Source organism: bacterium, assembly GCA_037200965.1.
Lineage (GTDB): Bacteria > Patescibacteriota > Minisyncoccia > Phycocordibacterales > Phycocordibacteraceae > C7867-001.
Map to the genome: position 1 here is coordinate 884,577 of JBBCGK010000001.1, position 13,977 is coordinate 898,553.

Genomic DNA, 13,977 nt, shown 5'->3' on the forward strand with positions numbered 1-13,977 from the left:
TTCCTTATCCTATGCTCGTCACTATCGCAGTCGTGCTTCTCGTTCTCTGGCTTCTCGGCCTCGTTACTTCCTACACCATCGGTGGCTTCATCCATATCCTCCTCGTGGTCGCCGTCATCATGATCCTCATCCGGCTTATCCGGGGCGAAAATCCGATCGCCTAGTTGCCAAAAGGGGCCTGTCCTGCTATACTCAGGGCACAACTTGCTTCAACGGTTTTCACCCCGGAATTCCCGGGAACCAGCTAGATAGCGCTCCACACTAGGGCGCAGAGCCCGAAAACTCACGAGACGGTTGTTTATTCTCGCGTTTTCGGGCTTTTGCGTTTTCATACGCTGCCCATTGGCGCATTCACCACACACAATCATGTATCAACAGAATCCGAGCTACGGGAACTCCAGTCCCCGCCGCTCTTCGGGAGGACGCCCCCAGGGAGGCAGCCGCTTCGGCGGAAACCGCGGAGGCGCGCCAAGCCACGGCAACAGAGGCTACGGAAGCAACCGCAGCGGCGCAAGCTACGGCGGAAGGCCTTCGTTTGGCGGCCGCCCGGGCGGCTCCCGCGGCGGCAAGGGCTTCCAGGAAATGCGCGTCGACCTCTCGAAGCTCATCAACAAGGCGGTCATCACCGAGGAGGTCGAGCACTTCGTGCCCGAACACAAGTTCGCGGATTTCGACGTGGACCAGCGCCTCAAGGACAATATCGCGAAGAAGGGATACGAGCTCCCGACGCCGATCCAGGACCGCTCCATCCCGCACGTGCTTCGCGGCGAGGATATCGTCGGCATCGCAAACACCGGCACCGGAAAGACGGCGGCCTTTCTCATCCCGCTCATCGACAAGGTACTCAAATCCCGCGCGCACGGCAGAAGAAGCTCGCGCGTCCTTATCATGGTGCCGACCCGCGAGCTCGCGCTCCAGATCGACGCCGAATTCCTCGGCTTCACGAAGGGCCTCGGCCTCTATTCGGTCTGCTGCGTGGGCGGGGCGAACATCATGCCCCAGATCCGCGTGCTTAGGCGCGACCCGTCGTTTGTGATCGGCACTCCCGGACGCCTCAAAGACCTCATGGAGCGCAAGGAACTCGAGCTCCAACACTTCGGCACCGTCGTCCTCGACGAGGCGGACCGCATGCTCGACATGGGTTTCATCCAGGACATGCGCTTCATCATGGCGAAGATGGAGAAGGAGCGGCACACGCTCTTCTTCTCCGCGACGCTCTCTTCGGAGATCGAGCGACTCATCGGCGAATTCCTCAAGTCGCCCGCGCGCGTCTCCGTCAAGACCCGCGACACGTCGAAGAATATCGACCAGGATGTCGTGCGCGTCTCCGAGGGCCAGTCGAAGATCGACGTGCTCCACGAGCTCGTCGCGCAGCCGGAATTCGAGAAGGTGCTTGTCTTCGGACGCACCAAGCACGGCGTCGAGAAGCTCATGGACGAGCTTAACCGACGCGGATTCCGCGCGGTCTCGATCCACGGCAACAAGACGCACGGCAACCGCCAGCGGGCCCTTGGCGACTTCAAGAGCGGCAAGGCGCAGATTATGGTGGCGACGGATGTCGCGGCCCGCGGCCTCGATATCCCGGATGTCTCGCACGTGATCAACTTCGACCTCCCCGGCACCTACGAGGACTACGTCCACCGCATCGGCCGCACCGGACGCGCAAGCAAGAAAGGGAAGGCGCTGACCTTCATCGGGGGCGGGAAGTATTAAACTTCACTGATGTTATCAGGCGTCATAGGGTCATAATCAGACCCTTTTCGTATTTGAAAAGAATCTGATTCACATATCTTGCCTAATTGTGCTAAAGTCTTTCCGGAAGTCTCTTGCACTGGGTAGGGGGCAACAGGAGAATCGATATGATTCCGATGACAAATGCTGCGGGACAAGTGAAGCTTCCGCATGAAGTGGAACCGCTCCTTGCGCTTCCGTCCGACATTCTCCGCGCAGTCACGCTTGGTTCGTACACTCTCGAACCGCGCGCTGGCAATTCCGGCAACGTGTTTTGGGACGACGGCCTGAACGACCCGACGTCGCTCAGTGCTCTTGGCTTGCCGAATCCAGGCATCGGGGAGGCGCTACGATTCCTGCCCGACCTCATCGACAAGATTCGGGCAAGCGGTAAGCGCGTACGTGTGAACATCGCGGGTTTCGATGTCGACGAATACCATGAACTTATCAAGGCGTGCGTCGGGATCCGGGTGGACGAGATTGAAATCAATCTCGGCTGTCCGAACGTGCGAAACGAAGGCGTTCAGAAGCCCATTTTCGCCTTCGATCCGGAACGTATCGCCGAGATCCTCACCATGGCGCACCGGGTATCCGGGACGCTTGGAGAACCGGATATTGCCGTTAAGCTCTCGCCGTACAGCGATCCGTTCTTTCTCGCGAAAGTCGCCGCAGTGCTGAGAACGCATCTGCACGCATACATGAAACTCGTGACGTGCAATACGTTTCCGAATGCGTATGGTTTCATCCGGCCGATGACGCCAGCGATTGACGCGAACGACGGGTATGCAGGGCTTGCCGGTCATGCCATGAAGCACGTTGCGCTCGGGCAGGTTCGGCAATTCTCGAGGCTCTTGCCGTCATTCGATATTGTCGGTGTCGGCGGGATAAGCGGCGGACGCGATCTTCGCGAGATGGAACTCGCGGGTGCGAAAGAGGCGCAGGTGGGTACGGCGTTTTTCACGCACGGCCCAAAGGCATTCCAGCGCGTCGCGATGGAATACGCCGATCTGGTCGATTAGACCTTATGCGGCCATGTGGTGCGGCAGATCCCTCGGGATTGCCGCACCCTCTCTTTTTGTCTTTGCTTGTGATAAGGTGCATGCGGTCATAAGACCTTTTCGCAATCCAACCACAGGAGGCTCAGGTGGCTTTGCAACCGATCACTATCAGGCGTCCCGCGGACATGCACGTTGCATTTCCGCGAAGGCCGTGTCCTCACATCGGTCGTGCCGGAGACGGCGCGGCACTTCGACATTGCAGTCGCGATGCCGAACCTCGTTCCTCCGATCACCGATCCGGCAGCGGCGCGGGCATATTGCGACGGGATCCGGGCCGCGGCGCGGGATCTCAATGAGAATTTCCGTCCGCTCGGCATCGCATACCTTACGGACAATCTCCCGGCTGAGGTTCTTCGGGATGGTTTCCGCATTCATAACAACGAGGGCGATCGCAGCTGGTATGCCGCCAAGCTCTATCCCGCGAACGCGACGACCAACTCGGCACTCGGCGTCTCGGGTATCGAGAATATCTATCCGTTGCTTGAAACCATGGAAGAGATCGTCCCGTTCTACCACAGAGATCTCGGATTCGCGCCGAAGTTCCCGCGCGTGGTCGGTTACGTTCGCAATTCTGGGTTAAGGAACAAAGCGTGCGAGTGGAGCCGCCCGGCAGTCCCGGACGGCTTCTCGCTTTTAGGTTTAAAAGATTCTTTCATCCACTATACTCCGGAAAGCCTCAGCGTATCTTCATGAACATGGGGTATACTTTCCTGACAGCCCCGGGACCATGGACCAATTCCTCAAGATGGACATCTTCTTCTTCGTGACGACCGTCGTGGTCCTCGCGGCTGGCGTGCTCCTGTGCTTCGCGCTCTACTACCTCGTCCGCATTCTCCGGAACGTCGAGAAGGTCTCGGAAGAGATCGAGGAGGAAACGAGAGCGGTGCGCGAAGATATTCGCGATGCGCGGGCAAACATCAGAAACGAGGGCTTCAAGCTGAAGCACCTCACTGCGCTTGCGCGCAAGGCGGGCGAACGGCTCTTCAAAGCGAAAAAATAGGAGTGCGCTTATTTTTACTTATCTAGAACTTCCATCACCATGGCTACGAAAAAGAAGACCTCGAAGGGAATGCTTGCCGCCGAAATAGGGGCGGCGACGCTCGCGGCCGCTGCCGCTGCGGGAGCCGGCTACTATTTCTACGCAAGCAAGGACGCGAAGAAACACCGCAAGGCCGCCGTGAAGTGGGCGGAGGACCTTCGCCGCGATGTCATGAAAGAGGCGAAGAAGCTGAAGACGCTCGACGCGAAGACCATGGCGCTTATCGTCGACGAGGCGTCGCAGGCATACCAGGCTGCGCGCGGCATCGACCGTAAGGACCTCAAGCGCGCCGCGGACGAGCTCAAGGCAAACTGGCAGCGCGTCGTGCTTGCGAAGCTTCCCGCGAAAGCGAAGAAGGCTGTCCGCAAGGCGAAAAAGGCGGTCAAGAAAACAGTGAAGCGCGCAAAGAAGGCAGTGAAACGCCGATAGCCGTTTTCTTTGAAACGCGGGCGCATGCGCCCGCGTAGTACTTCCTGCGGCCCTCCATGGACGCACACCCGCTTACCGATGAAGAAGCCGCCCGCCGGTCGCTTGAGGATAAGGAGCAGTTCGCGCTCCTTATCAGGCGCTACGAGGCCCCCTTGGGACGCTACCTGGAGCGCCTTGGCGTTCGCGTACGCGAAGACCGGGAAGACCTCCTGCAGAACGCGTTTCTCAAGGCATACCGGAATCTCAACAGTTTCGACCCGACGCTCGCATTCTCTTCCTGGATGTACCGCATCGCGCATAACGAGGCTATGAGCTTCTTTAGGGCCAAGAAAGCGCGTCCGCAGGTGGTGCTGGGGGAGGAAGGGCAGCTTCTGTTGACCGAGCTCCGGGATGAACGCGCCGATACGGGGGCGCTCGCGGAAGAGCGCCTCACCGCAGGCGAGCTCGCGCAGGCGCTTGAGAAGATAGACCCGAAATACCGCGACGTACTCACGCTCCGCTTCTTCGAGGAGCGTTCGTATGCGGATATTTCCGACATCCTGGAGCTTCCGGTCGGCACGGTCGCGACCCTGATCCACCGGGCGAAGAAAGCGCTTCGCGCAGCCGTTTCCGACCGCCTTATAGCGCCATGAACCACGACTCTATGCGAGAGCAATCCGAAGACCGCGATCCCGTATCGCGCCGCGTGCTTGAGCACATCGAACGCGAACAGGTCCGGCCGCTCCCGCGCTCCCGCTTCGTGCTGCAGAACGTCGCCCTCTGGGTATTCGGCATCCTTTCCATACTTTTCGGCGCCATCGCAGCCGCCGCCGCGCTCTTCGCGCTTGCGAACGCCGGCTGGCGCTATTACGTCGCGACGCACGACACGTTCCTGACGTTTCTCATAGAAACCGCGCCGCTCCTTTGGATCGTGACGCTCGCGTTCTTCGTGCTTATCGGCTATCAGATATTCCGCCGCACCCGCCGCGGGTACCGCTATCCGTTTATCGCCGTCGCCGCGACATCGGTCGCGGCGAGCCTTTTGCTTGGCGCCGCGCTTTACGGCGCGGGATTCGGGGAAGTCATCGAGGAAGGACTCGGCGCGCACGTGCCGTTCTATCGGCCTGCGCTTCAGGCGGAGCAGGTGATCTGGGCGCATCCGGAGCGGGGCCTTCTCGCCGGAAGGGTAACGGGCCTCGCGCCCGACTTTTCGAGCTTCACGCTCCTTGGTTTCGACGGGAAGCTTTGGAATGTCGAGGGGAGCGATCTGCGGCGCTTTGACGAGGCGACGCTTGCGCATGGCGGCCTCGTACGGATTGTCGGCGTGCCGCTCGCAAGCACGACGGAAGATGCTGCATTCCACGCATGTTTTGTTTTCCCGTGGGAGATATATGGCTCCTTTGCGGAGCGCCGCGCGCCGATGCCGTTCCCGTATGCCGGAGGTGAAAGAAAGATTGCCGCGGAACGTAGTGAAGAGTGTAAGGGCGTACGACCTTACGCGCCTCTGCGGGCGCTCGAAGAACAAGGGCACGCGAGCAGCACCGAGTTCACGAACGGCTCATAGCGCCGGTCCCGGTAAGCGGGCGCTAGCGCGGTCGGTACGCGCCCGCAGGGTTTGGGAACTATTCGAAAGAGCCATGCGCGGCGTACGCCGCGCATGGCATTTATCGTTCACCCTGCCTTCACCGCGTATGCGCTAGGGTGTGCCCATGTTTCTCCGCATCCTCGCTCTCCCGTTTTTTGCCGTTGCCGTGGTCGCGGCTTCCTACACCGGCTGGCAGCACCCCGGCACCGTTTCAAACGTGCGGGCGAACGAAGGGGTCGTTCCCCCGGCCTCTATCGCTCCGGCTCCTTCGGGCGCAGCCTACTTCACGTACACAAACCGCCCGTTCGGTTTCTCCCTCACATATCCGCGCACTTTTATCCGCGATACGAGCGCGGGGCTTGGCTGGAGCTACGGCGCTGAGCGCGGAAGCGGCGCGACCGTGCTCACACTCTATCTTCCGCCGCAGACGGCGCTCGTGCGCGCGGGAGGGGAAGGAGTCCTTCGCGTGGGCGTCGCAAATGACGCGGCAAGCATGGAAACGTGCCTCTCGCCCGAGCGGCCGGGTACATACCAGGGAACCGTGACGCTCGGGAGCGAAACATTCACGCGCTACGACTATCCGGAAACCGGCATCGAAAGCTATCGCACGTTCCATGCCGGAGCCTGCTACGCCGTTGAAATAGGGGTGCGCCTTGAAGAAGGGGCGGGAACAGGCCCTACAGCGGAAGAGGCACGAACGATGCTTCGGGATGCGGCTTCGACATTCAGCTTTTCTTGAATCAGGCGGGTTGTGCACAGTTCGTCCGCAAAGATGCCCCGAAGGGTTTCAAAAAGGGTATCCTGTACCTAAGCGGCAACCGCCGCTTTTAGCAGATAACACGCGGCAATGGCTAAAACGCTCGCAATCGTGTTCGGTATCGTGTTCGTGCTCGTAGGGCTTCTCGGGTTCGTATCGAACCCGCTCGTTGGTATGGGCGCGTTCTTCGAGACTAATGCGCTCCATAACGTCGTGCACCTCCTGATCGGCCTTATTCTTCTCGCGGTCGCATTCTGGAGCCCGATGCAGTCATCGATGTGGCTCAAGATCATGGGCGTCGTGTACCTCGTGATCGCCGTTCTCGGTTTCCTTCTCGTTTCGGGCACGGGGGAACTGTTCGGCCTTGTGACGCTGAATCCCGCAGATCACTGGCTCCATGTCGTGCTCGGCGTCGTGCTTCTCGCTGCCGGCTTCATGTACGGCGACGAGCCGATGTAGCGCACGGATTTGTAAGGGCTGGTTGCCCCCTTGTGAAAAACCGCCGCGTTTTGCGCGGCGGTTTTTCATGTATGAAACAATACCGACCGCCAAAGTATTGTGCGGTCGGCGCGGAGAATTAGTGCGGTATCGAGCCTGCTACTGACGCGATTTGACCTGCGGCGGTAAAGGCAAGCTGCGCACTGTGGAGGAAGACGATTACGGTCTTCGAAAGTTCTGAAAAGATCCCGGGGACAAGGACCTCAAGGACGATGATCGTCATCCCCAATCCGATGGCTTGCAACATGGCGAGCAGCATGTCGGGGAAGACGGTTAGGTGAGATGCGTGCGACCACACATCTGACGATAATCTCGTCCTGTCCTCCCCCGAGCGCGCGCCAAGCCTTGGCCCGTCCTCGGGAGGGGTGTCCTGTCCTTCTGCCCTCTATAACCTGATCCTCTCGGAGGAGGTTTCAATACGGCAAGCATTTTGGTGATACAATTCCCCCATATTAAATAACACCAGCACCATATGGCAACCGCGACCGTTCAAGCCGTAGAGAATCTGAAGCGTGAGATCGACAAGGAAAACAGGGCGCTTCTGGTCGCTGCGCGCGAGCGCATAGCTGTGCTCGCCGAAGTGGCAAGGAAAAAGCAAGTCATTCAAAAACTGGAAGCAGAGCTGGCCAAAGCGGAAAAAGAACTCGGAAAGGCTGAAGAGGAGGCAAAAGCCGCAGAACGGGAAGTCGATACGCTTCAAAGGGGCCGGGGAGACCACGAAAGAGAACTTATCAAAATGGCGGCTGAGCTTAAAAGGGCCGCATAGAAAGGACTTGTCGGAGCCGCCTCTCGGATTCGAACCGAGGACCCACACTTTACAAAAGTGTTGCTCTACCAACTGAGCTAAGGCGGCGTGTGCGCACTATACCAGAATGTGCTAGGCTTTTCCCGAAACGAACCTTACGGGGGCTTGCATGTTTGGAATGATTCTCGCAGCGCTTTTCTTCGTGCTCAATGCGGCGGCGTTCGTCCTAGTCTTTGCCGCGGTGCTCGTGGCTCTGTTTTTGGCATGGTTTGCGCTGCGGCTCCGTTTCAGCGAGCCGCGGGACGAAGTCCGGCGGATCGGAAGGAGGCGTCTCGAAGACGCATTCTTCAAGGGATGGTGGAGCTTTTCCGAAGGATAAGCGACACGACGAAGCGATGCGGCGGCCATAATCGGCCGCCGCTTCCTATTGCTTCCGTGTCGTCGAAGCCGTGGCAGCCGTGGGGCTCGCCTCCTCGTCAAGAAGACGCTTCGGAAGATAGCTCTTCAGCGTGGCAAGGGAGTCGAAGCCATAGTGCGTCTCGCCGTCGATCACGAACACGGGCGGCGCGGGCTTTATCTTGAGAAGCGAAATAAGGGTTTCGAGCGCGCCGAGCGGGAGGTTATAGTCGAAGGAATAGACGCGAAGCGACGGAAACTCCTGGCGGAGCGCGTCGAGCGCGTAGCCCGCATCGGTGCAGTCGCTGCAGTCGCCCTGGTTCGAATAAAAATAGAGGACCGAAACCGGGGCTTTCCCCTCGCCGCAGCGTTCCTTCACGCGCTCGGTGATGAGATAATCCTTGATCTCAAGGAGCGAATACTGCTCCTTGAGCTGTATCACGCGCTCGTTGTCGGCCCCGAGCGACTGCTCGGCGCTTCCGAGGCGGCTCGCGAGCGTGTTGATTTCGCTCGGGAGCACGGCATGGCTTTCAAGCGCCGAGCACGCGACATCGCTTATAAGGTCGAACTGGGTCTCAAGCGAGATGATGTCGATCGATATCTTGTCCGCCGTGTTCTGGATGCTCTCGACCCGCGCGCGGTCGAACAACGTGCTTACATAAAATGCGGTCGCGAAAATGGCCGCGGTAATGATGAACGCGAACGCATATTTCATCCAGTCGGGTCGCTCTCTCATACGCTATTCGGGGCCTTTGCGGCGCTCGTCGATTTCCTGCCGCCAGCTCTTCTGCCTCGCGGACGCGACGTTATACACCGCCCGCCCGAGCCACCACGGCGCGAACACGCCGTAGAGGGCGAGGTAGAGGAAAAGGTTGATGCCGAGATTTTTCTCCGCCACGAGGCGCGAACCCATAATGATGATGGCGATGGTGCAAAGGAACAGGAGCCAGCTGAGGAAGAGAAACGGGTGCGTATCGAAATAGAAAAGGTCGAATGACGGCATATGGAACGACGAGAAACCGACGACGCGGAGGCGGTCCGCGGCCTTAAGCGCGTCAGATCCCGCATAGGCTATGGAAACGGCGGTGAAGTAAATAGCGGGGAAGATGGTGAAAAGGCCCATAGGGAGGAGAAACATGCCGAGCGTGCCGTATTTGCGGTTGAAGAACATGAAGCGATAGTCTTTGGCGTTTCGCATGAACCCGTACGACCAGCGCACCCGCTGCTTGAAAAGCGCCTTATAGGAGCGCGGCGTCTTGGTGTACACGTGGGCGGTCGGGGCGTTCTCGATCTTCATGTTATGCGACTGCATGCGAAGCGCGATCTCCATATCTTCCGTCATGTACGCCTCCTTATACGGCCCGAGCTGGAGGAATACCTCCCGGCGGAATATGGAGAATGGGCCGGGCGTGATGAAGAGCGCGTCAAGCCAGGCGAACGTGCGGCGGATAAATGCAGACAGCGCATACTCCGCCTGCTGCACCCTTTGCACGATGCTCGCGGGCTTTGAAACCTTGATGCCGGGCGTGACCGCCATAACGCTTTTGTCCGCGAAATACCGCGCGATCTCCCGGAGCGCATCGGGGGCGACGGTCGAGTCGGCGTCGAGGCAGCCGACGAGCTCGCTCGTCGCGTGCGAAAGGCCGAGATTGAGGGCGGAGAATTTTCCGCCGCCGTTCTCTTTCGTGAAGACGCGCACGCGCGGCTCGCCCGCGTAGCGCGCGAGCGCGTCGGCCGTCCCGTCGGTCGAACCGTCGTTTATGGCGAAGATGTTGAGCTTGTCATGCGGATAGTCGAGCGCGAGAAGCGAGTCGAGCGTCCTCGCGACCGTCTTCTCCTCGTTATAGCAGGGGATGAATATGGTAGACGTCGGAAGGTCCTCATCCGCCACCGCCCCGGGCTCCTTTTTCGTGCGCTTGCCTTCGAGGAAGGACAAAAGGAGAAACACCTCGAAGAAGAGGGAAACGAAAAGCACCGGATATATGAATACCATCCCGCTCACAGCTCCAGTATAGCAAATATGAAGGAGAACCGTATACTGGCCCTATGGAAGGGAGGTTGCATCCGATAAGCGTCGCGTCGCGGGAGATCGCCGATATTTTCGGCCGCATGGGGTTTGGCATCGCGTATGGCCCCGAACTTGAGACTGAACACTACAATTTCGATGCGCTTAATATGCCCGCGACGCATCCGGCACGCGACATGCAGGATACGTTTTGGACGAAAGAGAATCCTCCCCGCGTTCCCCGCACCCAAACGTCGCCGGTGCAGGTCAGGTATATGGAAGAGCAGATGAAACGGGGAATGCTCCCCCCATACCGCATCATCGCCCCGGGAAAGGTGTACAGGAACGAGGCTACGGACGCCACGCACGAAGCGCAGTTCTATCAGAACGAGGGGCTGGCGATAGGCGAGGATATCACGCTCGCGCATCTCAAGGGAACGCTCGAACGGTTTTTCAAGGAGTATCTTGATGAGAACGCGAAAGTGCGGTTTCGTCCCTCGTTTTTCCCATTCGTCGAGCCAGCGGTCGAAGTCGACGTGTGGTTCGATGTAAAAGGGCAGTGGCTTGAGGTTATGGGCGCAGGCATGGTGCACCCGAAGGTTCTCGAGAACTCCGGAGTGGACCCGAAAAAATATCAAGGGTTCGCATTCGGCGGCGGGCTCGAGCGCCTTATCATGGTGAAATACGGCGTGCCGGATGTGCGCCTCTTCCATTCGGGCGATACGCGTTTCGTGCACGGCTTCGCGGAAATCGAGCCATGAACTGTGTCTTTTGTTCCGTCGTCGAGAAGAACGAACCGCACCATGAGATTGTGTGGTCGGATAAGCGCCATATCGCATTCCTCAATATAAAACCGGCACAACCCGGCCATGTGCTCGTGATACCCCGGAAGCATGTTGACGACGGATTCGATCTTTCATCCGAAGAGTTCGGCGCGCTTATGGAGGCGAGCCGGCGTCTTGCGGTGCCGCTTAAAGCAGTCCTCAACCCTTCCCGCGTCGCACTGGCCCTTGAAGGTTTTCATGTGCCGCATGCGCATGTTCACCTGATTCCAGTGAATAAAAGCGGCGATATGATGAACGAAACCAAAGAACCGGTGCCAAGCGAAGAACTTGTGCCAATAGCTGAAGCGTTGCGGGCCGCTATCGCATCAACATTATGAAAATCTCCCGCTCCTGGCTTCAGAAGTATTTCGAAGCGCCGCTCCCGAGCACGGCGGAGATCGCCGAAGCCTTCACCTTCCACGCGTTCGAGATAGAAGAGGCGAACGGCGATCTCCTCGACGTGAAGGTGCTTCCGAACCGTGCGGCCGACTGCCTCTCGCACCGCGGGCTTGCGAAGGAACTTTCCGCGATACTCAATCTGTCGCTTAAGAGCGACCCGCTTCGGGAACCGCTTCCTCTTTGGCCCGGAACGGATACGCTCAAAATTACTATCGATGATCCGAAGAAAAGCGCCCGGCAGATGGGCGCATTGGTACGCGGTGTGAAAGTCGGGCCTTCGCCCGTCTGGCTCCGTGAAGCTCTTGAAGCGGTGGGGCAGCGGTCCATCAATAACATAGTTGATGCGACCAACTACGTGACCCTCGACATGGGCCAGCCGCTCCATGCGTTCGACGCGAAAAAGATCGAGTGGCACGACGGCACCCTCTCGATCCGCATCCGGGGAACAGCAGCCGGAGAGAACATCACCGTCCTTACGGGCGAAGATTACGTACTTCCCGAGAACACCACCGTCATCGCGGAAGGGACGGCAGGCACGGTGCTCGACATCGCGGGAATCAAAGGCGGCATGGCATCGGCCATTTCCGAAGACACGACCGATCTCTACGTATCCGTCGCGCACTTCGACCCTGTATCGGTGCGCAAGACCGCCCAGGCCCTGAAGCTTTTTACCGACGCGTCGGCGAGGTTCCAAAATAATCCGTCTCCGGAACTCGCGGCGTACGGGATGCGCGCCGTGCTCGATCTTATAGAACAGGTTGCGGGCGGCGAGCTCGTCGGCGTCGTCGATATCTATCCGAATCCGCAGACGCAACTCCCCGTGCAAGTTTCTCTTGCGCGGATCAACGGCCGTCTCGGTTCTTCCTTTACGCTCGCGGAAGTGAAGAATGCTTTTGACCGACTCGGCCTTGCTTGTATCGAAGCCGGAGAAATGCTCACTGTCACGCCGCCCTTTGAGCGCCGCGATCTCCTGCTCCCCGAAGACCTCGCGGAGGAGGCGGGGCAGGTCCTCGGATACGACCGGGTGCCCGCGGTCGAGCTTCCGGCACTTCCGGGAGCGCCCGATCAGGCGAGGTTCCGCGGCATTTCGAGGATCAAGGATATTCTTGCCGAGCATGGCTATACGGAGATAAGCACGCAGAGCTTTACGCCCACGGGCGATGTGTATCTTGCGAATCCTTTGGACACTACGAAGCCCGTGCTTCGCCCTGGTCTCATCGAAAATATGCAGGACGCGCTCAAGCGCGCCGCGGTTGCGGCTCCGAGGGTGCTGGGGCCTGCCGACAAGCTGAAACTTTTCGAGATCGGCGCGGTATTTACGAAAGATACCGAGCATCTGTCGCTCGCGCTTGGGTATGCGCAGCTTTCGGGAAAGAAGTCCGATGCCGTGCTTCCCGGCGCGCTTGATGCGCTCGGTGAACTCCTTGGCGCCATCCCGGAAAGCGCGGTCAAAAGGGAGGACGGTGCTATCGAAGTCGATCTCTCGGGCTTCGACCTTGCCGCGCTTGGCAAGGACTATGCACCCCGGCCCGTGGGGCTCGGAACATACCGCCCGTTTTCAATCTATCCGTTCGCGCTTCGCGATATCGCCGTATGGACGCCGCTTGGAACCGAGCAGGACGAAGTCGAGCAGGCGATATTCAAGGAGGCGGGAAGCGAGCTCGCGCGCCTCGACCTTTTCGACCGGTTCGAAAAAGACGGGAAGCTCTCCTATGCCTTCCGTCTTGTCTTCGAGGCGTTCGACCGCACGCTCACCGACGTCGAGCTCGTCGAGGCGATGGATCGCGTATCAAAAGCGCTTAACGCAAAGGAGGGGTTTTCGGTGCGCTAATCAGGAAAGACAAAAGCCGCCCGTGAGAGCGAGACGAGCAACCTTTGCCCGTCGCCTCTCCGGCGGCTACGTTTCTTCGGGATAGTAATGAAGCCAGACGAGCACGAGCGCGACGGTGACTTCTTCGACCTCGAACCCGCGGAGCGTGTTCCTCGGAATCTCGATCAGATCGTTCGGTCCATAAGGCGTTCTGGTTGTTCCGGAAAGCACCCATCCCCGTCCCTCGAGAATTCGATATTCCGAGCATGGGTTCATAGAACCACATTTCCGGTAGATTCCTGTCCCAAACTTGGCCATCTCCATGATCGAACCGTTGGCATATGGACCGCCGATCTCGCATGCCCAGAAGACCGCGCCATCCTTAGCGACGAGTGATTGCCACGGCAGCCCGACGAAAATATCTTTCACGTCCACGGATAGAACTCCTCGCCTTTTTGGATTATTGCCGGATTTCGGAAGCGCGGCTCCGGCGAAGTTCCGCCTTGAGGCGTTTGATCCGTCTCCGGTCGGTTTCATCGAGCCGCCGTATTGCCACGACCCGAGGGACATCCGCGGGGATATCGCCCCGCTCGTATGCTGCCGTGACGAGTTGTTCGATGTCGTCATTAAGCCGCGAGCGCGGCGTACCCTTTTTCATTGATATTCTCCTGTTGGGTTCAAAGCCTATCTTAGACATTACCTGTTTATATACATAAGTCAAG

At 59.0% G+C, this 13,977-nt stretch carries 20 protein-coding genes and 1 tRNA gene; 15 read left to right on the plus strand and 6 right to left on the minus strand.

Annotated features, from left to right (window positions below; all coding sequences use genetic code 11):
• Positions 1-11: 11 nt before the first annotated feature.
• The 10 genes from WDN10_05180 to WDN10_05225 all read left to right on the plus strand — a co-directional run bounded on the left by WDN10_05180 (position 12) and on the right by WDN10_05225 (position 7,037).
• The gene (locus WDN10_05180; GenBank protein ID MEJ0054080.1) at positions 12-164 is read left to right on the plus strand and encodes a lmo0937 family membrane protein; all 153 of its coding nucleotides are present in this window, start codon (positions 12-14) and stop codon (positions 162-164) included.
• A 202-nt stretch (positions 165-366) separates the two neighbouring features.
• Positions 367-1,713, plus strand: a complete 1,347-nt coding sequence (locus WDN10_05185; GenBank protein ID MEJ0054081.1) for a DEAD/DEAH box helicase — start codon at positions 367-369, stop codon at positions 1,711-1,713.
• 146 nt (positions 1,714-1,859) lie between these two features.
• On the plus strand, positions 1,860-2,750 hold the full coding sequence (locus WDN10_05190) for a dihydroorotate dehydrogenase (protein MEJ0054082.1): 891 nt from the start codon (positions 1,860-1,862) through the stop codon (positions 2,748-2,750).
• A 171-nt stretch (positions 2,751-2,921) separates the two neighbouring features.
• Positions 2,922-3,482 (plus strand): hypothetical protein, encoded by a 561-nt coding sequence (locus WDN10_05195; protein ID MEJ0054083.1) that lies wholly within the window; start codon positions 2,922-2,924, stop codon positions 3,480-3,482.
• Positions 3,483-3,516: 34 nt separating this feature from the next.
• Positions 3,517-3,789, plus strand: a complete 273-nt coding sequence (locus WDN10_05200; protein MEJ0054084.1) for a hypothetical protein — start codon at positions 3,517-3,519, stop codon at positions 3,787-3,789.
• Positions 3,790-3,828: 39 nt separating this feature from the next.
• The gene (locus tag WDN10_05205; protein MEJ0054085.1) at positions 3,829-4,257 is read left to right on the plus strand and encodes a hypothetical protein; all 429 of its coding nucleotides are present in this window, start codon (positions 3,829-3,831) and stop codon (positions 4,255-4,257) included.
• A gap of 56 nt (positions 4,258-4,313) precedes the next feature.
• Positions 4,314-4,889: a sigma-70 family RNA polymerase sigma factor gene (locus WDN10_05210; GenBank protein ID MEJ0054086.1), complete on the plus strand. Its 576-nt coding sequence runs from the start codon at positions 4,314-4,316 to the stop codon at positions 4,887-4,889.
• On the plus strand, positions 4,886-5,800 hold the full coding sequence (locus tag WDN10_05215; protein MEJ0054087.1) for a hypothetical protein: 915 nt from the start codon (positions 4,886-4,888) through the stop codon (positions 5,798-5,800). The genes WDN10_05210 and WDN10_05215 overlap by 4 nt, the downstream gene beginning before the upstream one ends.
• 145 nt (positions 5,801-5,945) lie before the next feature.
• Positions 5,946-6,560: a hypothetical protein gene (locus WDN10_05220; GenBank protein MEJ0054088.1), complete on the plus strand. Its 615-nt coding sequence runs from the start codon at positions 5,946-5,948 to the stop codon at positions 6,558-6,560.
• A gap of 108 nt (positions 6,561-6,668) precedes the next feature.
• Positions 6,669-7,037, plus strand: a complete 369-nt coding sequence (locus WDN10_05225) for a DUF4383 domain-containing protein (GenBank protein MEJ0054089.1) — start codon at positions 6,669-6,671, stop codon at positions 7,035-7,037.
• Between the two features lie 118 nt (positions 7,038-7,155).
• Here the strand turns inward: WDN10_05225 and WDN10_05230 are convergent, their stop codons facing one another.
• Positions 7,156-7,323: a hypothetical protein gene (locus tag WDN10_05230; GenBank protein MEJ0054090.1), complete on the minus strand. Its 168-nt coding sequence runs from the start codon at positions 7,321-7,323 to the stop codon at positions 7,156-7,158.
• 225 nt (positions 7,324-7,548) lie between these two features.
• Here WDN10_05230 and WDN10_05235 point away from each other — a divergent pair, with 225 nt between their 5' ends.
• Complete coding sequence (locus WDN10_05235; GenBank protein MEJ0054091.1) at positions 7,549-7,842, plus strand: hypothetical protein; 294 nt, start codon at positions 7,549-7,551, stop codon at positions 7,840-7,842.
• 14 nt (positions 7,843-7,856) lie between these two features.
• Here WDN10_05235 and WDN10_05240 read toward each other — a convergent pair.
• Positions 7,857-7,929 (minus strand) — tRNA-Thr (locus WDN10_05240).
• Between the two features lie 61 nt (positions 7,930-7,990).
• On the opposite strand from WDN10_05240, the gene WDN10_05245 reads away from it, so the two are divergent.
• Entirely contained in the window at positions 7,991-8,200 is a 210-nt protein-coding gene (locus WDN10_05245) for a hypothetical protein (protein MEJ0054092.1), read from the plus strand.
• 45 nt (positions 8,201-8,245) lie between these two features.
• Here the strand turns inward: WDN10_05245 and WDN10_05250 are convergent, their stop codons facing one another.
• Together WDN10_05250 and WDN10_05255 are read right to left on the minus strand one after the other, a co-directional pair.
• Positions 8,246-8,953, minus strand: coding sequence for a hypothetical protein (locus tag WDN10_05250; protein MEJ0054093.1), 708 nt, complete (start codon positions 8,951-8,953; stop codon positions 8,246-8,248).
• Between the two features lie 3 nt (positions 8,954-8,956).
• The gene (locus tag WDN10_05255) at positions 8,957-10,210 is read right to left on the minus strand and encodes a glycosyltransferase (protein ID MEJ0054094.1); all 1,254 of its coding nucleotides are present in this window, start codon (positions 10,208-10,210) and stop codon (positions 8,957-8,959) included.
• A 53-nt stretch (positions 10,211-10,263) separates the two neighbouring features.
• Between WDN10_05255 and WDN10_05260 the strand changes: the two genes are divergently transcribed.
• From WDN10_05260 to WDN10_05270, 3 genes are read left to right on the plus strand one after another with little or no spacing between them, the layout of a single operon-like run.
• Entirely contained in the window at positions 10,264-10,983 is a 720-nt protein-coding gene (locus WDN10_05260) for a phenylalanine--tRNA ligase subunit alpha (GenBank protein MEJ0054095.1), read from the plus strand.
• On the plus strand, positions 10,980-11,384 hold the full coding sequence (locus WDN10_05265) for an HIT family protein (GenBank protein ID MEJ0054096.1): 405 nt from the start codon (positions 10,980-10,982) through the stop codon (positions 11,382-11,384). The genes WDN10_05260 and WDN10_05265 overlap by 4 nt, the downstream gene beginning before the upstream one ends.
• Complete coding sequence (locus WDN10_05270; GenBank protein MEJ0054097.1) at positions 11,381-13,276, plus strand: phenylalanine--tRNA ligase subunit beta; 1,896 nt, start codon at positions 11,381-11,383, stop codon at positions 13,274-13,276. The genes WDN10_05265 and WDN10_05270 overlap by 4 nt, the downstream gene beginning before the upstream one ends.
• A gap of 66 nt (positions 13,277-13,342) precedes the next feature.
• Here the strand turns inward: WDN10_05270 and WDN10_05275 are convergent, their stop codons facing one another.
• Complete coding sequence (locus WDN10_05275; GenBank protein ID MEJ0054098.1) at positions 13,343-13,690, minus strand: hypothetical protein; 348 nt, start codon at positions 13,688-13,690, stop codon at positions 13,343-13,345.
• Positions 13,691-13,715: 25 nt separating this feature from the next.
• Positions 13,716-13,913, minus strand: a complete 198-nt coding sequence (locus WDN10_05280; protein ID MEJ0054099.1) for a hypothetical protein — start codon at positions 13,911-13,913, stop codon at positions 13,716-13,718.
• Positions 13,914-13,977: the final 64 nt, after the last annotated feature.